Genomic DNA, 22,410 nt, shown 5'->3' with positions numbered 1-22,410 from the left:
ATTTTTAAGTTGATTTTTTTTTAGAAGTTTTCTTTGATGGAAACTCCACCATATTGCGATTTTATTTTAATTTTAGCATTGGTATTTGCATTGCCAAATGAACCTTCATAATATTTTTTAGAATTTTTTGAGATTTTTTTAGAGAACTCTACTTTATCATCATCATAACTAAAACCTGCATATTGCAAATCTAAAATAAAGTTAAAATTAGCATCTTCATCTACGCCAATTTTAATGCCAGCATACTGCCCGTCAATCAAAACACTCTCAAAATCTTTGGCCAATCTTTTTATAGAAATACCTCCATAATCGGTTTCGATGTCTAAATTTTTATAAATTGTACCTAAACGCATACTAGCATAATCAGAATTTCCGTTTACATTTATAGCATCCTCGATACTTATTGATCCATAATCTGCATTAAAAGAAATATTTTCTGTTTTACCTACTTTAATTGTAGAGTAATCTTCATTAATATTTAAATCTTCGGCTTTATCAATAGTGATTTTTGAATAATCAACATTAATATCACCACTTTTTATAAAATCTATAGTAGATGATGAGCAATAATCTAGGTTAATAGTATTATTGTTTGCAGTTAAATTACCGACAATTATTTTACCATAATCGCAATTAATATTTGCTATACCCGATAAATTACCTAAATAAATACTACCATAATCGTTTTTTAAATCTACAGTGCTGGTATTTGGTATTTTTACTTTGTAGTTAATTTTGTAACTTAAATTGCTACTTTTTTTCCAAAAAGACCAACTGCTTTGATTTTTTTCTAAAATTGTTGTTGCAGCTATGTAATTTGTAGCATTTTCAAATTCAACATCAATACTTTCAAGTTTTTCTTCAACATCGTCTAAATCATTACCTTTTACAGTAATTAAAATTTCAAACTCTACTCTGTTTTTACTCCAAGTAACAATATTTAAGTTACCATATTTGTTACTTATAGCTACTTTTGCATCGCTACTAACAGTATACTCTTTCGTAATTTTTTTACTTTTTTCTTCTTTTTTACCATCAATATTTGCCAATGCAAAAAAGGGGATGAGTAAAAATAGGTAGGTAATTTTATATATATATGTCATCATTTAAAAGATTAGGGTTTTTTATTTGTTCTATTTGTAGTAATACGTTTTCTAAAATTTGAAGTCTTTGTTGGTAGTTGTTAATCATAGAGCTAATTACTTTTGCTTGGTTTTCAGCAATATTTAGTTCGGTTTTAAAAACTGTATATTCTTCTTCTAATTCTTCTAAAGCGTCTAGCGCCTCTTCAATAAGAGTTTCTGTTTCTAAACTTCTATTACTTTCTATATTTCTTAAACTAGTTTGTATTGTGGTTACAAAGTAGTTTTGCACTTCTTCCATTTTTGGAGATACATCTGCCAATCCTAGCTCTTTTTTTTGATGATTACTACCCAACCAAAAACCAATTACCAATACTATTGATGCTGCAATTGATAACCATTTCCATGAGGTTTTATTTGTTGTTTTACGTTGATTTAGTTTTCGTTCAAAACGCTCTAAATGTGTAAAATGTGGTTCTTGAAAATCAAAATCATTTTCAGAAAAAAACTGATCTAATTTATCTTTCATATACTTTTGTTTTTATTTTTTCTGCAAGTAAAACTTGCTTTAATTTTTTCTTTGCCCTAGACACTGTGGTTCTTACATTTTCGTTGGTATAATTTAAAATTTGTGCAATCTCTTCATAATCATACCCTTCTACTAAATTTAAAGTAAGCACAATTCTATAATTATCTTTTAAACCCTGTAAAGTTTGTAAAACCATTTTCGGGTTTAAACTTGTGTAACTAATAGAATCATCTTCAATTTCATCTTTAGGTAAAACTTCCATTTTTAAATCGTTATAACGATTGTTTTTCTTTAATTGCGATAAACTTTTGTTAATCACAATTCGTTTTAACCAAGCCCCAAAAGCAACTTCTCCTTTATACATATGCAGTTTGGTAAAAGCTGTTAAAAAAGCTTCTTGCATTATATCTTCTGCTTCAAAAGAGTCTTTTAATATCCGATATGCTGAGTTGTACATTGCTTTATAATAAGCATTGTAAATTTTCAACTGCGCATTCTTATCCGACGATTTGCAGCGTTTTAAAAGGTTGACTATATGTGGTTGATTAGTGTTCAATTAAAAACTTCTATGATAATGACAAAGCAATCTTTGAGTTGTGACAGTTTTTGATAAATAAATGTAATATTTTTTGATTTAGCAAGACGAAACAACTGCATAAGTTCATTAAGTTTTATTTTAAAGTTGATGTAAACGCATCAATTTGTTTTATGTAGATAAAAAATAGTTTTGGCATAAGAATTGTCTTACTATATACAGATAATTAAAATACATTATTATATTTTTGATTATCAATTATTTAGTTTTAAAAAAATGATGTTGATTTGCGTTTTAAAATTCAATCAATGTCAGAATGACAGATAAATAACACATGAGTAAATCAAAAATTATAAAGTTAGACAGTTTGTCTTTTCAAGACATGATAAATGAAGATTCAGAATTAATTCCGTTGATGACTCCAGAAGATGAAGAAATCATTAATAACGAGAATGTGCCTGATATTTTACCAATATTGCCTCTAAAAAACACCGTTTTGTTTCCTGGTGTTGTTATACCAATTACAGCGGGTAGAGACAAGTCAATTCAATTGATTAAAGATGCCAATAAAGGCAATAAAATAATTGGCGTGGTTGCACAGCGTAATGAAGAAGAAGAAATTCCGAAATTAAACGACATTCATACTACAGGTGTTGTTGCGCAGATTTTACGTGTTTTAAAAATGCCAGATGGCAATACAACTGTAATCATTCAAGGTAAAAAACGTTTTAAAGTTGATGAATTAGTACAAAACGAGCCTTACTTAATGGCAACTGTAAAAGAGGCTGTAGAAGATAGAGAAATTATTGATAAAAAAGAATTCGATGCAATAATTGATTCTATAAAAGAACAGGCTTTAGAGGTAATTAAAGAAAACCCAATGTTACCAAGTGAAGCTTCTTTTGCTATAAAAAACATAAAATCAAACACGTTTTTGGTGAACTTTATAGCATCAAATATGGATTTAAGCGTGATGCAAAAACAAGTGATTTTAGAAAAAGACAATCTAAAAGAACGAGCATTGTTAACACTTAAAAACTTAAACAAAGAGCTGCAAAAATTACAATTGCGTAACGATATTCAGTCTAAAACTCGAGAAGATTTAGATCAACAACAACGTGAATATTATTTAAATCAGCAATTAAAAACCATTCAAGAAGAATTAGGAGGTGTTTCTAACGATCAAGAATTGGAAGAAATGCGCAAGCAAGCCAAAACTAAAAAGTGGAGTAAAGAAGTAGGAGAAACTTTTGAAAAAGAGCTGAACCGCTTAAAAAGAATGAATCCGCAAGCTGCTGAATATGGTGTGCAAAGAAGTTACTTAGAGTTGTTATTAGAATTGCCTTGGGGAATTTTCTCAAAAGATAAATTCGATTTAAAACACGCCACTAAAGTTTTAGACAGAGACCACTTTGGATTAGAAAAAGTAAAAGAAAGAATTATAGAACATTTGGCCGTTTTAAAGTTAAGAAACGATATGAAATCGCCAATTATCTGTTTGTATGGGCCTCCTGGAGTTGGTAAAACTTCGTTAGGAAAATCGATAGCAGAATCTTTAGGACGTAAATATGTAAGAATGTCTTTAGGTGGTTTACGTGACGAAGCTGAAATTAGAGGTCACAGAAAAACATATATTGGTGCAATGCCTGGGCGTTTAATTCAGAACCTAAAAAAGGCAGGAACATCAAACCCAGTTTTTGTTTTGGACGAGATTGATAAGTTAGGACAAAGTCATCAAGGAGATCCATCTTCTGCCATGTTAGAAGTTTTAGATCCTGAACAAAATGAAGCTTTTTACGATAATTATTTAGAAGTTGGTTACGATTTATCTAAAGTACTTTTTATAGCAACAGCTAATAATTTAGGACAAATTCCTTGGGCTTTACGAGATAGAATGGAAATTATAAATGTTACAGGTTATACTATTGAAGAAAAAGTAGAAATTGCCAAAAGACATTTACTGCCTAAACAATTAAAAGAACATGGTTTAACTACCAAAGATTTAAAATTAGGTAAAAAACAAATAGAGCAAATTGTAGAAGGATATACTCGCGAATCTGGTGTTCGTGGTTTAGAAAAGCAAGTAGCTAAAGTGGTGCGTTTTGCAGCCAAAAGTATTGCTTTAGAAGAAGAATATGAGGTAAGTTTATCATCAGAAAAAGTAGAAGAAATTTTAGGAACACCAAGAAACAGGGGTAAATATGAAACCAATGATGTTGCTGGTGTAGTTACAGGTTTGGCTTGGACTTCTGTTGGTGGTGATATTTTATTTATAGAGTCTATTTTATCTAAAGGTAAAGGATCGCTTTCTATTACAGGTAATCTAGGAACTGTAATGAAAGAATCTGCAACCATTGCTCTGCAATATATAAAATCGAATGCTGAAGAATTTGGTATAAACCCAGAAGTTTTAGAGAAATATAATGTGCATATTCACGTACCAGAAGGCGCAACTCCTAAAGATGGACCAAGTGCTGGTATTACCATGTTAACTTCTTTAATTTCTTCGTATACACAAAGAAAAGTTAAGAGTAAATTAGCAATGACTGGCGAGATTACTTTACGTGGAAAAGTGTTGCCTGTTGGCGGAATTAAAGAAAAAATATTGGCTGCTAAAAGAGCAAATATTAAAGAAATAATTCTTTGTGAAGATAATAGAAAAGACATTTTAGAAATTAAAGAACACTATTTAAAAGGATTAACTTTCCATTATGTTTCCGATATGAAACAGGTAATTGATATTGCTTTAACAAAACAGAAAGTGAAGAATGCTAAGAAGTTAGATTGAGAAAATATTTTATCTAAAAATTAAAAAAGTAACGTGAGGCTGTCTGAAAAGTAGTTTTGGATGTCATTTTGAGCGAAGTCGAAAAATCTATGTGTTTGTTAATTATCAATAAATAAGATTTCTCCATTACAGTCGAGATGACAAATTTTAATATTTTTCAAACAGTCTCATTTTTTTGTACTAAACTAAGAAGTGTAAGTAAAATAAATCTATAAAAAATTAAAAAAGATATAGTACAATCAGTATACATTAAATTTAAAGAATGTAATTGTAAACCATATCAATAAAAACATCTCTATCATAAGGTTTAGAAAGGTAGTGGTTCATGCCTAATGCAATACATTTTTCTTTTTCTTCTTGCACAGAGTTTGCTGTTAAAGCAATAATAGGAGTCTTCAAATTCATTTTTTGTCTAATAATTTCTGTAGCTTGAAAACCATTTAAGACGGGCATTTTAAGATCCATTAAAATTAAATCAGAAGCGTTATTTTCTAAAAAGCTTATCGCTTGTTCACCATCTTCAGCCTCAGAAACAATTACTCCTAGATCGTTTAGTATAACACTCACAACCATTCTGTTCATCATACTATCATCAACAACGAGTACTTTTTTTCCTTTTAAATTGATATTATCATTATCTGTCATTTTTTTAGTGGAGTATCTGTTTATATTAAAGTGTTTAAAATAAAAATTTATTTTTTTTGTATAAATACAATGTTTCAGCCTTTAAAGCTTATTTGTATCACATAAAATTGCATACTAAAATATACGCCTCTAGTTTGCTCTATTTTTGTAGCACAATATTTACTTAATAAAAGTAAGAATTTAAAAAAGTAAAATACAAATTAGTTTACAAAATCTTAAAAAAGTTATTATTTTAGAAGTTACAAAAATTTAATTTTTTAGCATTTTTAATACGATTGCTTTTCTTTTTCAAAAAAAATACTATCTTTATCTAAGTATTCCCCAATATTATTAATTATGATAATTACTTCAAAAAAAAGCCATAGCAAGTCTTTTAGCACTTGTTTATACGAACTTAAAAATATCAGTCAATATTTTCTTTGTTGATCTGTAAAAAGAAACATTTTTTAAAATTAGAAATAAATTCTCTTTTTTTTAGAGATATTTATCCTTTAATTTGGTTTGTATTTTAAAATACACTGATAAACTTTATAAAACTAGTTAAAATTTTAGTTGTATTTATGCAAAGTTATGATAGATAATACACTTGTAAATTTTTATTTTAAAAGAACTAAGAGGCTTTTAAAATTTAAATACTATATTTATAGGACAAAGAATTAAACAGTTACTACTATGAATTTACCCCCAGATTCTCACTTTTCAAAAATCAAATCTTACAATCTTAAAGATGTTGATACGATGTGTCGAGGCAATAAAGATTTAGTCTTGAATATGATTAAAGTTTTTATTGATCAGGTACCAAAATTTATCAAAGAACTTAACGCTGCTTTTTTAGACAATGACAGTCTAAAAATTAAAAACGAAGTCCATAAAATTAAACCTACTGTACATTTTTTTGGTGCTTTTAAGTTAGAAGAACAACTTTTAAAGTTAAATGAAAAAGAATTAGATACATTAGGTAAAGCAGCTCTTAAAGTTGTTATAGAAAAATGCAACACTTTTTCGAATGAGGTTGTTAATGAATTGAAAAGTGATTATAACTTAAAATAATAATAAAATGAAAAAAACAATACTAGTTTTAGATGATGAAATAAGTATCTGTATGTTATTACAAAATTTTCTATCTGAAGATTATGAAGTAGTAACCAAAAATAACCCAATTGAAGCGCTAGAATGGCTTGATGGTACAATACCAGATCTTATTATTTGCGATATTCAAATGCCAGAAATGGATGGTTATGGGTTTTTAACCAAAGTACGTCAACGAGGTTTTACCAAACATACACCAGTAGTAATGTTATCTGGTAGGTCTGAAAGTAAAGAACGTATTAAATGCTACAGACTTGGAGCTCAAGACTATTTAACAAAGCCATTTAACCCAGAAGAACTAGAAGAACTGGTTAAAAAAAATCTTTATCCTATTCATTACGCAATTGAATGGTAATCAATAACCTAAAAAGCTAAAAATTAATACGCATATATATGGGCGCAAAACTCAACATTTTATACATTGGGAATATTAAAAATTATTTTAGTCAAGCTGAAGATTATAATTGCTCAATTGTAACTGTAGAAAATAGCTTAAAAGCCACCAGATATTTAGAAACTAATAAAAATATCGATGCAATTGTATGCGATTATTATTTGCCAGGTAATACCGGTTTTTTTCTTTATAAATGGCTTCGCGCTCAAAGCGAATTCGATTCAACCCCCTTTATTATCCTATGTAAAGAATTTAATGCTGAGATTTACAAGAATGCATTTAAAAAACAAATTGATGATTTTTATGTGCCCTCAGTAACCAATCCTAAAGATGTATTAAGCAGATTAACCTATTTATGTGCACATAAAAAACCTAAATCGCAAAAAATCTCAGAAAAAATAGTATCAGAAAATTATAAAATGCCTTTATCAAAACGGCTGTTTGATATTTTTGTAGCATTATCTGTTCTTATTGTAGCCTCTCCATTTTTATTATTAATCATAATAGCGATAAGGTTAGAGTCTAAAGGTAAAGTGTATTACATCTCTAAACGTGTTGGTAGAAAAACTTTTGATTTTTATAAATTAAGATCAATGCGCACAGGTTCTGATGAACTCTTAAAAAAATTAGCGGCTGAAAAAAATCAATATAAAAAAGAAGATGTAAAAAAAGAAAACAGCTCGTTAGATATACCATGTCCAAAATGTAGCAAACTGCCAGAAGGCAAAACATGTTCTCCTGTAATGTATATTGATACTCATCAAATATGCGATTATTGGTTTAATGTTCAAAAAAGAGAAGCTGCTAAAAATGATTCAACTTTTGTGAAAATTGTAGACGATCCAAGAATCACAAAAGTGGGTAAATTTATACGAAATACTAGTATTGATGAGCTACCACAACTTATAAATGTCTTAAAAGGAGACATGTCTATTGTAGGCAACAGACCATTACCTGTTTATGAAGCAGAAGTATTAACTGGAGATGATTTGTCAAAACGATTCTTAGCTCCTCCAGGAATTACTGGCTTATGGCAAGTAGAATTAAGAGGTAAAGGAGGTAAAATGTCTGAAGAAGAAAGAATGAGGTTAGATAATGAATATGCAGAACAATTTCGAGGAAATAATTATTCTTTTTGGTATGATATTAAGTTGATATTAAGAACTATACCTGCATTATTTCAATCAGATACTGTTTAATTAAAGAAGCACATAGAATGAGTAAAGTTTTTAAAATCGTATCTATTATAAGTTTAATGGTTTTACAATCTAATTATGTAAATGCACAAGCTATCAATGGCTCTAAAGATTCGATATTAAACAATAGTAGTAGGTTTGAGTTTCCACCTCTTAAGGTTATTATAGATTCTGTAATAAAAAACCATGCAATGGTAAATTTTCGAAAAAACCACATTGGTGTTAAAGAATCTACCTTAGCTTCAGAACAAATTTATTGGACAAGAAATTTTGGTATTCAAGCAGATACCAGATATGGTAACTTAAGTAATTTTGCAACTGATAGCGATGGTATTAATACCACTGCAGCTTTAACAACAGCTCGCCAATTCAATTACAGTGTAGGGGTATATTTAAAAATCCCAATTTTTGATTTTTTAAATAGAAAAAATCAAATAAAACTTGCAAAACTAGAGGTAGAGGAAGCAAAAAGTATGGCAGAATTTCAAAAACAAGAAATAAGACAAACTGTTATTCGCCTTTATCAAGAAATGCTTTATAAAAATAAAGTGCTTAAAATTAGGTCTAAAAGTCTGGCAGATGCTAAAGTAAATATGCAAATGGTAGAAAAAGAATTCAAAAACGGTATTGTAGCCATATCAGAATATGTAAGAATTAATAGTATGACAGCCAATATGGAAGCAGAGTATGAAAAAGCGATGTCCGAATTTATCACGGTAAAACAAATGTTAGAAGATATGGCTGGCTTTGTCTTTGGTTTAACTAATTAAAATTATAAAGATGACTATAGTTGATTTTGTTCGCTTAATCTTAAAACACATCGTACTGTTAATTACAGTACCTATTTTGTTAGGTGTATTGGTAATTTTACTTACCATGAACCCATCTTTCGAGTATTCATCTCAAACTATTTTGTACACAGGTTTAGCCACAGGTTCATCTATTGAGATGGACAAAACCTTTAATTATCAAGCAACAAATACTGCTTTTGACAATTTAATTAATATCATTAATTCTAGAGAAACTCAAGAAGAAGTAGCTATTCGATTACTTGCATTACATTTAATGTTGCCAGAAGCCAATCCTAAATATATTTCTGAAGATCTTTTTAAAGAATTTCAAGAAAAAATACCAAAGTATTTATACGATTATGTAGCCACTGAAGATGTAGATTATAATATAGAAAGTAAAATCAATGGTATTGATGAAAAACTATTTCCTGAACAAATAGACCGAAATAAGTACGAAAAAACTGTAGAAAACTTAACTGCTTTTATGAAAAGTAGTAATGATAATTATGTATATGAATTATTAAATTATGATGAGGATGATCATTATTCTTTAAAAGCAATTTCAGGTATTAAGGCACAAAGAATTAATAGTAGCGATTTAATAAAGTTAAGTTACACAGTTAACGATCCTGGTATTTGCCAACAAACATTAGCTATTTATAATGGTGTTTGTATTAAAAATTACAAACATATAAAAGAAAATAGATCAGATGCAGTTGTTAAATATTTTGAAAATGAACTGAATAAGGCTAGAATTGAATTAAAAAATGCTGAAGACAAATTACTTGAATTTAATAAAAGTTCTAACATTATTAATTACTATGAGCAAAGTAAGGCAGTTGCAGTGGTTAAAGAAGATATGCAGGTCGACTTTAAGAAAAATGTTGCAGAACTAGCTGGTTTAAATGCAGGAATAAAGCGTCTAGAAAAAAAATTAGAAATACAAGAAGTTGTTCAAGAAAAAAGTAATATTATCCTTGATAAAAAGAAACAGTTAGGAGATTTAAACTACAAGATTGCTCTTCTAAAAGCTGAAAATCAATCTAATAATACTACAGAAAATTATAACAAGGTAGTTCAATTAGAAAATGAAGCAAAAAAACTTAATGAAGAAATAAAACAAGGAGTAGACCAATTATATTCTTATCAAAATTCAATTGATGGATTGCCTGTTTCTAAATTACTACCCAATTGGATGAACAATGTTGTGGAATCAGAAAATCTTAAAGCTAAACTTAACGTTTTAAAAAAACAGAACAACGATTTTCAAGAAACCTATGCAAGATATGCTCCTGCTGGTGCAAATATGAAACGTTTAGAACGAGAAATATCAGTTTCTGAGCAAGGCTATTTAGAAATTCTACATGGACTAAATTTAGCGAAATTAAAATTACAAGACAGTGAATTGTCGTCAGATTTAAAAACCATAGATATACCTTATTACCCAGTTTCTCCTAATCCTACAAAAAGAGCCATTTTAATTATTGCAGCAGCATTTTTAGGAGGTATTTTAACTTTAGGAATTATTTTTGTCATGGAGTATTTTGATGATTCTCTTAAAAATTCTCAAAATGCAAGTAAAAAAACAAGTTTTCCTTCCTTGGGTATGATTCCTAAAATCATTTTAGATCCAGGTAGTTTTAATTTAAATTTTATTAAAAATCGACTAATAGAAATTGTAATTCAAAACATATACCAATTTTTTGGTTTTAAAGAGGATGCAAAAAAGACTAAAATTATAGTAGTTTTTAGTACACAAAAATTAGAAGGTAAAACAGTTACTGCTGGCAATATTGCAAAAACATTTAAAAAAGAAGGAAAAAAAGTATTATTGCTTAACTACAAGCAAGAGCAGGTTACCATTAAACAAAGAGGAAAATCTCCAATTTTAAACAAAATATTGGGTTATCCAGATCCTAGAGTAGATGTCGATGATGCTTTTTTAGCAGATGTTTCTAGTTATCTATCACCATCAGAACATGATTATTATGAATTAAATAACGATTTCTTTAATGCAAAAACACATACAGATATTTTTGAATCGAATAATATCACCTTAAATAACAACTTAGATTTTATCATTATAGAAATACCAGCAATTATTTATTCTAATTATCCAACTGAATTAATGGTAAATGCAGATTTAAATATTTTAGTTTGTAGAGCAAATAGAGCATGGTCTGATGCAGATGAATCTGCAATCAGTAATTTAAGAGAAGTTTGCGGTTCTAAGCTTAATATTATTGTTAATGGAGTAAATATTTACGAAGTAGAATCTATGTTGGGAGATTTACCAAAAAAACGATCAAAATTCAGAAAAAAAATCAAATCAATATTTAAGTTTCAATTCTTTTCAAAAAACCAAATTTGATAATAGGCCAATGAAAATGTGGAAAAAATTAATACGAGAAGATAATTTTTTATCCTTAGCAGGTAACGTTGTTATTGCGCTTTTGGGTATAAGCGGCTTTGCTTTATTGGCAAGAAGTTTATCCATTGAAGTTTTTGGTGAATGGGTATTATTTATAACAGGGGGTTCTTTTGTAGAAATGTTTCGTTTTGGCATTACCAATACTGGGTTAATTCGGTTTTTGTCAGGCGCTGATGAAACTTCTAGAAATAAATTAATAGGTTCTAATGCCTTAATAGGGTTAGGTGCAACTGCGCTAATTGCTGTAATTTTAGTGTTTTGTTACTTTGCTTTTAACGAAACTATTGCCAATTCTGGATATAATTTATTTTTTAAATGGTATCCGCTTTTAGCTTTTTTAAATCTTCCTTGGAACAATGCTTTAGTAGTTTTACAAGCAGATAGAAAATACGGAAAAATATTAATTGTTAAATCGGTAAATAGCGGATTGTTTTTTTTAACGATTGCAGTAAATTATTTTTATTTAGAAATGACCTTAAATGAATTGGTAATTGCATTACTAATTATAAATGCATTTACTTCTTTTATAACCATAATTTTAGGTTGGGATGGCACTAAATTAATTACCAAAGCAACCTCTGTAACAAATAAAACATTATTAGATTTTGGTAAATACACCACATTTACACTAATTGGCAGTAATTTATTAAGAAGTGCAGATACTTTAATTTTAAGTTTAAGTCCTTTAGGAAACGAAGCAGTTGCACTCTACAGTATTCCGTTAAAACTTACAGAATTACAGCAAATTCCATTGCGTAGTTTTGTAGCCACTGCATTTCCAAAAATGTCTAAAGCTAGTGTTCAAGGTAGGATAAATGAGGTTAAAGAATTATTTTACACTTATTCAGGGGCTTTAACTTACCTGTTTATTTTAATGAGTATTTTCACTTTTGTTTTTGCAGAGTTTTTAGTACTTATTTTATCTGGAGAACAGTATTTAAAGGTAGATCCAGTTACTGGCTTTAATGTAGTAAATATTGTAAGAGTCTTCTCTATTTATGGTCTTTTATTGCCAATTGATAGAATGACAGGTATTGGTCTAGATAGTATAAATAAACCCAATATTAATGCCATTAAAGTATTTGTGATGGTTGCTGCAAATGTTATCGGAGATTTTATAGCCATTTTTGTATTTGAATCGCTTATACTTGTTGCTGTAGCTTCAATCGTTTTTACTTTAGTGGGCATCTGGATGGGGATGTACTTTTTAAATAAAGAGCTCACCTTATCTTACAAAGAAATTTTTCTAAGAGGAATTGATTTTTACAAAAATCTAAAAAATAAAATTATAAAAAATCGCTTTGCCTAATTGAACACATTCATAAAAAAGGATATTGAGTACAAATAATCAACATAGTAATCCATTTGAAAAACTACCAGGTTCTGCAGCTTTGGCAAATCCTAAGACTATTTTATTATTTTTTGTGGGTGTTTTATTTGTTGGCCTTGTACTTGCCAAATTGAAATTAGTAGGGGTAGGACTTTTTTTAGCACTCGTATTTGGCACTGTATATTTAAATTTATTATTTAAAAATCCAATTTTAGGATTTTATACGGCTATAGGACTAAACTTTGTAATACTGGGTATAGGTAGATATATAAAAGGGTTACCACTTGGTTTTGCAATAGATGGTATCATGATTATTACTTACTTAGCTCTTATTTTTTCTAGATTTAAAGAACGTGTAGATTGGTCTCCAGCAAATAAAACCATTACTAAATTAGCAGGTATTTGGTTACTGTATTGCATTTTACAAATAGCAAATCCCGAAGCAAGAATGATTGAACCTTGGATTGCTGGTAGAGGTGTTGGTTTTTATTTCTTCTTTTTTTTAATATTAACTTTTATGTTAATTAACACCCATAAAAAGTTAGATACTTTTTTATATGTATGGGGATGTTTTTCTATACTTGCTACATTTAAAGGCTTTGTTCAAATGGCTTTTGGTGTTGATTATGCAGAACAGGCATGGCTAGATAATGGAGGTGCAGAAACACATGTGCTTTTTGGAAAGCTTAGAGTGTTTTCATTTTTTAGTGATGCAGGACAGTTTGGTGGTAATCAGGGCTATGCAGGCGTAGTATTTATGATTTATTCAATGTCTAAAAAAGGAATTCAAAAAGTATTCTTTATCACTGTTGGGCTCTTAGGTTTTTACGGAATGATGATTTCTGGAACAAGGGGTTCTATAGCTGTACCTTTTGCAGGCCTTATGACATTTTTTGTGTTGAGAAAAAATGTAAAAGTATTAAGTGCTGGTGTTATTTTTGTGGCACTTATTTTCGTTTTTTTCAAGTATACCACTATTGGTAATGGAAATTATCAAATAAGAAGAATGAGAACAGGTTTTGACCCCAATAATCCTTCTTTATTGGTTAGAAAAGCAAATCAAAAAAAACTAAAAGTGTATTTAGCATCTAGACCCATAGGTGGTGGTATAGGACACGCAGGAGACAAGGCACAACGCTTTTTACCTCACGCTTATTTATCGAATGTAGCTACAGATAGTTGGTATGTAATGATTTGGGCAGAGATGGGCATAATTGGTTTAGTGTTTCACCTAGGCGTGCTTTTTTTTACAATCGGTATGGCATCCTATAAAGTAATGTTTAAAATTAGAGACCCAATAACAAAAATAAAAATGAGTGCTCTAATTTCTGGTATGGCAGGGATAATGTTAGCTTCCTATGGTAATGCAATATTAGGAGGTATGCCAACAGCCTTATTATTTTATGCTTCAATGGCAATTATGTCTACACCAGAAACTTTTGAAAAAGAAATGACTGAAAATAAATTAGTTACAGAATAAAAATCAATCTAACAAAACTCTAAAATTATTTATTATGAATTACAGAAATATAAAGGATTTAAATAACATTATACTTAAAAGACTGAGTATAATTCCTCGTGATTTCGATTTAATTGTTGGTGTACCAAGAAGTGGTATGTTACCTGCAAATCTTTTATCACTTTATTTAAATAAGCCTTATACAGATATTGATTCGTTTTTAAATGGCCATATTTACAAAGCAGGCGCAAGAAGTCAGTTTTTTGAGGAAGGAGCATACAAAAAAGTGTTAGTGGTAGATGATAGTATTGCATCTGGCTCTGCAATGATAGAATGTAAAGAGAAATTAAAACATCTTGAAGATAAATTCGATTTAAAATATTGCGCCATATTTATCATTCCTGGAAAAGAAAAAATGGTAGATTATTTCTTTGAAATCGTTCCACTACCAAGATACTTTCAATGGAATGTTTTAAATCATACTACTCTAGAAAAAGCTTGTTTTGATATTGATGGTGTTTTATGCGAAGACCCAACACCAGAACAAAACGATGATGGAGAAAAATACATCGATTTTATTTTAAACGCACCACCTTTATTTATTCCTGGAGCTAAAATAGGAACCATAGTAACATCGCGTTTAGAGAAATATCGAAAAGAAACAGAAACTTGGTTAGCAGCTCAAAATATTAAGTATAACGATTTAATTATGTTAGACTTACCAGACATGGCTGCAAGACAAAAAGCAAATAATCATGGAGATCATAAGGCAAAAGCATACATGTCAAAACCTTACGTACTTTTTATTGAAAGCGAATACAACCAAGCTGTAGAAATTAATAGAATCTCAAAAAAACCAGTATTGTGTACTGCTAATTTTGAAATGATATTTGAATCAGAATCATTTATGTATAACCTTAAAAGTGGTAAACACTTGCCTTTTTTAAGAGAATTTGGTTTAAAAGTACGTAATAAACTAAGAAAACTTAAAAAATAAAACATTACAGTTCCTTCTTTTTCTTACTAACCAATTACCTTTACTATGCTAGTACTTAATATTATACAAATCATTTTGCTAACTCTTTTGGGTTTAGCAACCCTCTATATTTTTATATTTTCGGTAGCCAGTCTTTTTTACAAACAAAAAACATATTCTGATAACGGAAATCTAAAAAAAATGGCAGTTTTAGTGCCTGGTTATAAAGAAGATGGAGTAATTGTAGAAGTAGCTAATTTGGCATTACAGCAAGATTATCCTTCAGATTTATATGATGTTGTCATCATTGCAGATTCTTTTCAAAAAGAAACTTTAGCAACTTTAAAAACATTGCCTATTAAGTTGATAGAAGTAAGTTTTGAGAAAAGTACAAAGTCTAAAGCGTTAAATAAAGCGATGGCTCAACTTGATGCAGATTATGATATTGCTGTAGTTTTAGATGCAGATAATGTTATGGCTTCTGATTTTTTAAAGAAAATTAATGCAGTTTTCGAATATGATTTTATAGCAGTACAAGGTCATAGAACAGCAAAAAATGTAAATAATTCTTGGGCAATTTTAGATGCCATTAGCGAAGAAATCAATAATAATATTTTTAGAAAAGGGCACAGAGTATTAGGCTTATCTTCTGCAATTATAGGTTCTGGTATGGCATTTCGTTATCAATATTTTAAATCATTAATGGCTACAGTTACTGCTATTGGTGGTTTTGATAAAGAAATTGAATTAAAAATGCTAAAAGAAGGTCGTAAAATTGTCTATTTAGATGATGCTGTTGTATACGATGAAAAAATACAAAAATCAGAAGTATTTGGTAATCAACGTCGTAGGTGGTTGTCGGCTCAATTCCATTATTTTAGAAAAGATATTCTATCAGCCACTAAGCATTTATTTTTGAAAGGAAATGTTGATTATTTTGATAAAGCCATTCAGTTTATACAACCGCCAAGAATTTTATTATTGGGTGCAGTTATTTTATCTACCATTGGTTTTGTAATCGTAAATTATGTTTTAGAAAATGAAATTATGTACTCAAAATATTGGATAATATTAGCATCAGCTTGTATATTATCTTTCATTTTCTCTGTACCAAGATCGTTTTACAACTTAAAAACCTTAGGAGCTTTGGCAAGTTTACCTAAAGGGATGTTTATGATGTTATTGTCGTTACTTAAAATAAAAGGGGCCAATAAAACATTTATTCATACACAACATACATCGAGTTCAGAAGATATAAAACAAAATAAATAAGCGTAAATTTTTTAAAATCCCCCTAATGAAAAAACAGAAACTAGAAAAATTAGAAGCCATTCGTGGATTTTCAGCACTTTATGTGGTGCTTTTTCACATGCTTCCCCAAAAAATTATGTTTTTGGGAATTAATATTGGTATTCTTTTTCGTTTTGGTTCTGAAGCTGTAATTATGTTTTTAATATTAAGTGGTTTTGTAATAAAATATACTTGGGATAGAAACCCGGATAAAACTTTTAAAACCTACTTTTTAAAACGATTTGTTCGTATTTACATTCCTCTTTTATTTATTTTCCTGATGGCTTATCTTATGAAATGTTATAGTGAAGGAGGTTTTGCAGATCCTGAAATCACAACGCTTTTAGGCAATTTATTTATGCTGCAAGATGTAATTTCATTAAAACCAAATGTAATTTCTCCCACTTATTTAGGCAATGGAGTACTTTGGTCGCTTTCTTATGAATGGTGGTTTTATATGCTCTTTTTTTTATTATCAGATCGAATTAAACCAAAAAAACTCAATTTTTGGGTGAATGTAATAACCATTACAGCAGCTATTTCATATTTGTTTTATCCTTTTATTTTAAATAGAATTGTCATGTATTTTGCCATTTGGTGGATAGGCGTAAATTTTGCGGAAACGTATTTACATGGTGAAACGTATACATTTGCATCTATAAAAAAATACGCTTATATTTTACTTTTTATTTTAGGGATTTTAGGACTCAATTTATACATCAATTTCGAGTATACTAAGGTTTACGATTATCCTTTGGTAGCTTTTCCTTTTATAGAATTAAGGCATTTTACATTTGCTTTTATAGCTATGTTTGCGGGTGTAATTTGGAACAAATTAAACTGGTTTGGCTTCGATAAGTTATTCGGGATTTTTAAGTATTTGGCGCCTTTTTCTTATGTAATGTATATATCACATCATTATTTGGTGGTCGAAGCTACTTACTTAAACTTTATAAATAATAAAATTATTGAATACTCATTATACCTTCTTTTTATGCTTCTCTTTTCTTATGTAATAGAAGTGGTTTTGTATCCTAAAATTAAAAAAAGATTAATGATGAATTACGCAATTAACTTTTAAATTAGTGCATTATGAAAATTGGTATAGAAGGACAAAGACTTTTTCGTAAGAAAAAACATGGTATGGATATGGTTGCTTTAGAGTTGATTAAAAATCTTCAACTTTTAGACCATAAAAACGAGTACTTTATTTTTGTAAAGCCAGATGAAGATAACACAGTTCTTAAAGAAACCCCCAACTTTAAAATTATTGAATTAAATGGAGGTCCTTACCCAACTTGGGAGCAAATAGCTTTACCAAAAGCGGCTAAAAAGTATGGTTGTGATGTTTTGCATTGTACAAGTAATACAGCACCTTTTTTTACGAGTATTCCTTTAATCACTATTTTACATGATATCATTTATATGGAAAGTAGCTATTTAAAAATACTCTCTAGCAGCGCTACTACGTATCAAAAATTTGGGAATATTTACAGAAAGTTAGTGGTGCCAAGAGTGGTAAAAAAGAGCAAAAAAGTAATTACAGTTTCTCATTTCGAGAAAAACAGAATTGGAGAATTTTTTGGGATAAAAGGCAATGCTAAATTAGATGCAATTTATAACGGAGTTAGCGAACACTTTAAACCAATAACTGATCAAAAAGAACTAAAAAGAGTTAAAGACAAATACCAATTACCAGATCAATTTTTCTTTTTCTTGGGCAATACAGATCCTAAAAAAAATACCAAAGGAACCTTACAAGCTTTTTCTGACTTTTTAAAAGAAACAGGTTCAAATCATAAATTGGTGATGCTAGATTACGATCAAGTAGAATTGAAAAAACTTTTAGTAGAAATTAAAAATCCAGATTTAATCAACAGTATTTTGCTAACAGGTTATGTAGTAAATACAGATTTACCTGCCATTTATGCACAATGTGATGTATTTTTATATCCATCATTAAGAGAAAGTTTTGGTATTCCTATGCTAGAAGCCATGTCTTGTAATGTGCCTGTAATCACTTCAAATACTTCGTCTATGCCAGAGGTTGCTGCAAATGCTGCTCATATTATAGACCCGTTTAAACCAGAAGAAATTACACAAGGAATCTTAAAAATATTGGATGATGAAAATTACAGAAAAAATCTTTGTGATAAAGGTTTAGAGCGTAGCAAAGAGTTTTCTTGGCATAATATGGCTAAAGAATATTTAAAACTTTATGCATTAATTGTTGCTGAAAATTCTAAAAAATAAAAATATGATTAAAGGTAAAGACATCATTGTAGTAGGTATACAAGCTTGGGATATCGAAATTGGAAGCAATTGTAAAAATATTGCTGCAGAATTTGCTAAAAATAATCGTGTTTTATATGTAAATCCGCCAATGACTAGATCTGTAATGCGCAGTCAAAAGGATAAAGCTACCATTCAAAAAAGAATCCGAATTAAAAATGGAGAAGAAAATGATTTGGTAGAAATTGATAAAAACTTATGGAACTTATACCCAAAATCAATCGTTGAATCTATCAATTCAGTTCCTATCCATTCCTTGTTTAAGATCTTAAACAAAAGAAATGCTAAAATTTTTGCGAATGATATTAAGAATGCAATTTCTAGAATGGATTTTAAGAATTTTATCCTATTTAACGATAGTTCTATGTTTTTAGGTTTGCATTTAAAAGAGTTTTTACAACCAAAAGTATACGCTTATTATATGCGAGATTATTTGGTAAAAGTACCTTATTGGCAAAAACATGGTGAACGTATTGAACCACAGGTTGTTAAAAAAGCTGATGTAGTTTTAACAAATTCAGAATTTTTTGAAGATTTTTGTAGAGCTTATAACAACCACAGTTATATGGTTGGCCAAGGCTGCGATGTTTCTCATTTTAGTGATGAGGATGATAGCATCATAATTCCAGAAGAATTTAAAGAAATTCCATCACCTATAATTGGTTATGTTGGGTCTTTAACCAGTTTACGATTAGATATAAAGTTGCTAGAGTTTATTGCTGAAGAGCGAAAAAAATGGAGTATTGTTTTAGTTGGTCCAGAAGATGACGATTTTAAAAAGTCCGATCTTCATAACATGTCTAACGTTTATTTTTTAGGACGAAAAGATGCCTCTCAATTGCCAAATTATGTAAAAGGCTTTGATATTGCTACAAATCCGCAGTTAATTAATAACTTAACTATTGGGAATTATCCAAGAAAAATTGATGAATATTTGGCCATGGGAAAACCCATTATAGCAACGCAAACCAAAGCAATGCAAATGTTTAAAGAAAATGTGTATTTGGGCGAAACCAAAGAAGATTATGTAGTGTTAATTGAAAAAGCTTTAGCCGAAAATTCTGATGAACTCATTGCAAATAGAATCGCTTTTGCCAAAAGTCATACTTGGCAGAATAATGTAAAAGCCATTTACGAGTCAATTATTAAAGCAACCAAAGACAGTATAGAATGGGATTAAAAGAAAAAATAAAATCGAATGAACGCATTAAAAAATTAGTGCATTGGTCTATCTTAATTCCTAAGCAAACAAGACCAAGATTATGGATCAAATGGTTTGTAAATCCTTTTTATCACAAAAAAGGAAAAGGAGCAATTGTAAGACCAAGAACAAGAATGGATGTTGTGCCTTGGAATAAATTTGAACTAGGTGAAGATTCAACTATCGAAGATTTTTCGGCCATAAACAATGGAGTAGGAAACGTAATTATTGGAGATAGAACCAAAATAGGTTTAAGTAATACTATTATTGGACCTGTAATTATTGGTAATGATATTAGACTTGCTCAGAACATCACACTTTCTGGTTTAAACCATAATTACGAAGATATTAGTGTGCCAATTCATGTACAAGGAGTATCTACTTCACCCATCGTAATTGAAGATAATTCTTGGATTGGTGCAAATGTAGTGGTAGTTGCTGGTGTTACTATTGGCAAACATTGTATAGTGGCTGCTGGTAGTATTGTAACTAAAGATATACCACCATATTCTGTAGCTGTAGGTAATCCTGCAAGAGTTTTAAAACAGTATAACCATCAAACTAAGGTTTGGGAAAAAGTAAAATAATATGGAAACATTAGAAATTATTTTTTGGATTTTATTATTCATCATAGTGTATACTTATGTGGGGTATGGAATATTATTATACGCAATTATTAAAATCAGAAGGATTTTTAATATCGGGCAAAAAAAGGCTATTGATACCAGTTACGAACCTGAAGTTACTTTATTTATTGCTGCGTATAACGAAAAAGATTATGTAGAAGCTAAAATGAAAAATTCGTTAGCATTAGAATATCCGAAAGAAAAATTAAACATTATTTGGGTTACAGATGGTTCTGATGATGGTACACCAGATTTGTTGCAAGGTTATCCAAATACTAACGTTTATCATTTAGATGCAAGAAATGGTAAAATTGGAGCGATGAATCGTGGTATGGAATTCGTAAAAACGCCCATTGTAATTTTTAGTGATGCCAATACCAACTTGGGCAAACAATCTATTAGACGTATTGTGAATTTATTTAGTTATCCTAAAGTAGGTTGTGTTTCTGGTGAAAAAAGAATTGTAGATAAAGAAGCTGATGTGGCTTCTGGTGCTGGTGAAGGTTTGTATTGGAAATATGAATCTACCTTAAAAAAATGGGATGCAGAATTGTATTCTGTTGTTGGTGCAGCTGGAGAATTATTTGCAATTAGAACTGAATTGTATAGACACGTAGAAAAAGATACCATTCTTGATGATTTTATCATTTCTTTACGAGTTGCACAAGATGGCTATACCATTCAATACGATCCTGATGCGTATGCTATAGAAACTGCTTCTGCAAATGTAAAAGAAGAACTAAAACGTAAAATTAGAATTTCGGCTGGTGGAATTCAATCTATTGTAAGATTACGATCTTTATTAAATGTTTTTAAATACGGTACATTGTCTTTTCAATATATTTCTCATCGTGTTTTACGTTGGAGCTTAACACCTTTATGTTTAATTGCGTTAATACCTGTTTTATCTATATTAGCCATACAAGAAGGATTGTTTACCCTATCATTATACACTGTGTTTTTTTGGTTACAAGTGCTGTTTTATGCAGCTGCATTGTTAGGTTGGTTCTTAGAAAATAGAGAAACAAGAATTAAATTATTATTTGTTCCTTATTACTTTTTTATCATGAATTTATCGGTTGTTTTAGGATTCTTTCGCTATCTAAAAAAATCGCAATCTGTAAATTGGGAACGATCAAAAAGAGCGGCATAAAAAAGGGAATTTAGTAACAAAAAATAAAATCAATTATGGATAGAAGAAAAGCAATAGGAGGTATTTTAGCCATTACAGGGATTAGTTTTGCTTCCTTTAAAGGGATTAGTTTTTTTTACGGTACTTCAAATAGAGGTAGCCTTGTAGATCATAAAAATTTAATTGCAGAATTGGTAGATGTTATTATTCCACCCACAGATACTCCTGGTGCAAAAGAAGCTAAAGTGCATGATTATATTATCGATTTTATGGAAGCATGTTCATCAAATAAAGAATTCAACACATTTTTTAATGGTTTAAATGATGTTCAAGAAACAGCTGAAAGCGATTATAATTCTACTTTTGAAAACTGTTCGTTATCACAAAAAACAGCAATACTAAAAAAATTGGATACAGATAGCGACCCAAATAGTTTATTAACTAAAATTGATAACAAAATATTTGGAAGATCTTTTTTTAAAATATTAAAAGCATTAACAATAGAAGGATATTGTACGTCAGAAATTGGCGCAACACAACTGTTGGCTTATGATCCAGCTCCAGGAAAATACATAGCAATTACAGAATTACAACCGAACCAAAAAGCTTGGGCAACAAGATAAA

General features: G+C 29.5%; 20 protein-coding genes. 16 read left to right on the top strand and 4 right to left on the bottom strand.

Features of this window, described 5'->3' with window-relative positions:
- Positions 1-20: 20 nt before the first annotated feature.
- From ACW9UN_RS07450 to ACW9UN_RS07440, 3 genes are read right to left on the bottom strand one after another with little or no spacing between them, the layout of a single operon-like run.
- Positions 21-1,106, bottom strand: coding sequence for a hypothetical protein (locus ACW9UN_RS07450; protein WP_459485373.1), 1,086 nt, complete (start codon positions 1,104-1,106; stop codon positions 21-23).
- Complete coding sequence (locus ACW9UN_RS07445; RefSeq protein ID WP_459485371.1) at positions 1,087-1,611, bottom strand: hypothetical protein; 525 nt, start codon at positions 1,609-1,611, stop codon at positions 1,087-1,089. Before ACW9UN_RS07445 ends, ACW9UN_RS07450 begins: the two co-directional genes overlap by 20 nt.
- Positions 1,601-2,098 (bottom strand): RNA polymerase sigma factor, encoded by a 498-nt coding sequence (locus tag ACW9UN_RS07440; RefSeq protein ID WP_459485369.1) that lies wholly within the window; start codon positions 2,096-2,098, stop codon positions 1,601-1,603. Before ACW9UN_RS07440 ends, ACW9UN_RS07445 begins: the two co-directional genes overlap by 11 nt.
- A gap of 382 nt (positions 2,099-2,480) precedes the next feature.
- On the opposite strand from ACW9UN_RS07440, the gene lon reads away from it, so the two are divergent.
- On the top strand, positions 2,481-4,934 hold the full coding sequence (gene lon, locus ACW9UN_RS07435) for an endopeptidase La (RefSeq protein ID WP_459485368.1): 2,454 nt from the start codon (positions 2,481-2,483) through the stop codon (positions 4,932-4,934).
- 255 nt (positions 4,935-5,189) lie between these two features.
- On the opposite strand, the gene ACW9UN_RS07430 is transcribed toward lon, so the two are convergent.
- The gene (locus ACW9UN_RS07430) at positions 5,190-5,579 is read right to left on the bottom strand and encodes a response regulator (RefSeq protein ID WP_459485365.1); all 390 of its coding nucleotides are present in this window, start codon (positions 5,577-5,579) and stop codon (positions 5,190-5,192) included.
- A gap of 672 nt (positions 5,580-6,251) precedes the next feature.
- Between ACW9UN_RS07430 and ACW9UN_RS07425 the strand changes: the two genes are divergently transcribed.
- From ACW9UN_RS07425 to ACW9UN_RS07355, 15 genes are all read left to right on the top strand, one after another.
- Entirely contained in the window at positions 6,252-6,629 is a 378-nt protein-coding gene (locus ACW9UN_RS07425; RefSeq protein WP_459485363.1) for an Hpt domain-containing protein, read from the top strand.
- A 7-nt stretch (positions 6,630-6,636) separates the two neighbouring features.
- Positions 6,637-7,023, top strand: coding sequence for a response regulator (locus ACW9UN_RS07420; protein ID WP_459485361.1), 387 nt, complete (start codon positions 6,637-6,639; stop codon positions 7,021-7,023).
- A 38-nt stretch (positions 7,024-7,061) separates the two neighbouring features.
- Entirely contained in the window at positions 7,062-8,261 is a 1,200-nt protein-coding gene (locus ACW9UN_RS07415; RefSeq protein ID WP_459485359.1) for a sugar transferase, read from the top strand.
- Between the two features lie 17 nt (positions 8,262-8,278).
- Positions 8,279-9,028 carry a TolC family protein gene (locus ACW9UN_RS07410; RefSeq protein WP_459485358.1) on the top strand — a complete coding sequence of 250 codons (750 nt, stop codon included), beginning with the start codon at positions 8,279-8,281 and terminating at the stop codon, positions 9,026-9,028.
- 10 nt (positions 9,029-9,038) lie between these two features.
- The gene (locus ACW9UN_RS07405; protein ID WP_459485355.1) at positions 9,039-11,420 is read left to right on the top strand and encodes an exopolysaccharide transport family protein; all 2,382 of its coding nucleotides are present in this window, start codon (positions 9,039-9,041) and stop codon (positions 11,418-11,420) included.
- Between the two features lie 10 nt (positions 11,421-11,430).
- Positions 11,431-12,789 carry a lipopolysaccharide biosynthesis protein gene (locus ACW9UN_RS07400; protein WP_459485353.1) on the top strand — a complete coding sequence of 453 codons (1,359 nt, stop codon included), beginning with the start codon at positions 11,431-11,433 and terminating at the stop codon, positions 12,787-12,789.
- A 25-nt stretch (positions 12,790-12,814) separates the two neighbouring features.
- A complete protein-coding gene (locus ACW9UN_RS07395) occupies positions 12,815-14,290 on the top strand; it encodes an O-antigen ligase family protein (protein WP_459485350.1) in 1,476 nt (491 codons plus the stop codon).
- A gap of 34 nt (positions 14,291-14,324) precedes the next feature.
- A complete protein-coding gene (locus ACW9UN_RS07390) occupies positions 14,325-15,266 on the top strand; it encodes a phosphoribosyltransferase (protein WP_459485349.1) in 942 nt (313 codons plus the stop codon).
- Positions 15,267-15,446: 180 nt separating this feature from the next.
- Positions 15,447-16,517 carry a glycosyltransferase family 2 protein gene (locus ACW9UN_RS07385; RefSeq protein ID WP_459485347.1) on the top strand — a complete coding sequence of 357 codons (1,071 nt, stop codon included), beginning with the start codon at positions 15,447-15,449 and terminating at the stop codon, positions 16,515-16,517.
- A 25-nt stretch (positions 16,518-16,542) separates the two neighbouring features.
- Entirely contained in the window at positions 16,543-17,616 is a 1,074-nt protein-coding gene (locus tag ACW9UN_RS07380; protein ID WP_459485345.1) for an acyltransferase family protein, read from the top strand.
- Positions 17,617-17,627: 11 nt separating this feature from the next.
- On the top strand, positions 17,628-18,788 hold the full coding sequence (locus tag ACW9UN_RS07375) for a glycosyltransferase family 4 protein (RefSeq protein WP_459485343.1): 1,161 nt from the start codon (positions 17,628-17,630) through the stop codon (positions 18,786-18,788).
- 4 nt (positions 18,789-18,792) lie between these two features.
- Positions 18,793-20,007, top strand: a complete 1,215-nt coding sequence (locus ACW9UN_RS07370) for a glycosyltransferase (RefSeq protein WP_459485340.1) — start codon at positions 18,793-18,795, stop codon at positions 20,005-20,007.
- Entirely contained in the window at positions 19,998-20,615 is a 618-nt protein-coding gene (locus ACW9UN_RS07365; RefSeq protein ID WP_459485338.1) for an acyltransferase, read from the top strand. Before ACW9UN_RS07370 ends, ACW9UN_RS07365 begins: the two co-directional genes overlap by 10 nt.
- A gap of 1 nt (position 20,616) precedes the next feature.
- A complete protein-coding gene (locus ACW9UN_RS07360) occupies positions 20,617-21,807 on the top strand; it encodes a glycosyltransferase family 2 protein (RefSeq protein ID WP_459485337.1) in 1,191 nt (396 codons plus the stop codon).
- A gap of 35 nt (positions 21,808-21,842) precedes the next feature.
- The gene (locus tag ACW9UN_RS07355; RefSeq protein ID WP_459485335.1) at positions 21,843-22,409 is read left to right on the top strand and encodes a gluconate 2-dehydrogenase subunit 3 family protein; all 567 of its coding nucleotides are present in this window, start codon (positions 21,843-21,845) and stop codon (positions 22,407-22,409) included.
- Position 22,410 lies beyond the last annotated feature (1 nt).

The sequence above is a fragment of the Polaribacter litoreus genome, assembly GCF_054584775.1.
This window is presented reverse-complemented; position numbering and strand designations above follow the sequence as displayed.

Excerpts from the sequence above, each read along its gene's own strand:
- ACW9UN_RS07450 (WP_459485373.1), bottom strand. The coding sequence starts at position 1,106 with ATGATGACATATATATATAAAATTACCTACCTATTTTTACTCATCCCC.
- ACW9UN_RS07445 (WP_459485371.1), bottom strand. The coding sequence starts at position 1,611 with ATGAAAGATAAATTAGATCAGTTTTTTTCTGAAAATGATTTTGATTTT.
- lon (WP_459485368.1), top strand. The coding sequence starts at position 2,481 with ATGAGTAAATCAAAAATTATAAAGTTAGACAGTTTGTCTTTTCAAGAC.
- ACW9UN_RS07430 (WP_459485365.1), bottom strand. The coding sequence starts at position 5,579 with ATGACAGATAATGATAATATCAATTTAAAAGGAAAAAAAGTACTCGTT.
- ACW9UN_RS07425 (WP_459485363.1), top strand. The coding sequence starts at position 6,252 with ATGAATTTACCCCCAGATTCTCACTTTTCAAAAATCAAATCTTACAAT.
- ACW9UN_RS07420 (WP_459485361.1), top strand. The coding sequence starts at position 6,637 with ATGAAAAAAACAATACTAGTTTTAGATGATGAAATAAGTATCTGTATG.
- ACW9UN_RS07415 (WP_459485359.1), top strand. The coding sequence starts at position 7,062 with ATGGGCGCAAAACTCAACATTTTATACATTGGGAATATTAAAAATTAT.
- ACW9UN_RS07410 (WP_459485358.1), top strand. The coding sequence starts at position 8,279 with ATGAGTAAAGTTTTTAAAATCGTATCTATTATAAGTTTAATGGTTTTA.
- ACW9UN_RS07405 (WP_459485355.1), top strand. The coding sequence starts at position 9,039 with ATGACTATAGTTGATTTTGTTCGCTTAATCTTAAAACACATCGTACTG.
- ACW9UN_RS07400 (WP_459485353.1), top strand. The coding sequence starts at position 11,431 with ATGAAAATGTGGAAAAAATTAATACGAGAAGATAATTTTTTATCCTTA.
- ACW9UN_RS07390 (WP_459485349.1), top strand. The coding sequence starts at position 14,325 with ATGAATTACAGAAATATAAAGGATTTAAATAACATTATACTTAAAAGA.
- ACW9UN_RS07385 (WP_459485347.1), top strand. The coding sequence starts at position 15,447 with ATGGCAGTTTTAGTGCCTGGTTATAAAGAAGATGGAGTAATTGTAGAA.
- ACW9UN_RS07380 (WP_459485345.1), top strand. The coding sequence starts at position 16,543 with ATGAAAAAACAGAAACTAGAAAAATTAGAAGCCATTCGTGGATTTTCA.
- ACW9UN_RS07375 (WP_459485343.1), top strand. The coding sequence starts at position 17,628 with ATGAAAATTGGTATAGAAGGACAAAGACTTTTTCGTAAGAAAAAACAT.
- ACW9UN_RS07370 (WP_459485340.1), top strand. The coding sequence starts at position 18,793 with ATGATTAAAGGTAAAGACATCATTGTAGTAGGTATACAAGCTTGGGAT.
- ACW9UN_RS07365 (WP_459485338.1), top strand. The coding sequence starts at position 19,998 with ATGGGATTAAAAGAAAAAATAAAATCGAATGAACGCATTAAAAAATTA.
- ACW9UN_RS07360 (WP_459485337.1), top strand. The coding sequence starts at position 20,617 with ATGGAAACATTAGAAATTATTTTTTGGATTTTATTATTCATCATAGTG.
- ACW9UN_RS07355 (WP_459485335.1), top strand. The coding sequence starts at position 21,843 with ATGGATAGAAGAAAAGCAATAGGAGGTATTTTAGCCATTACAGGGATT.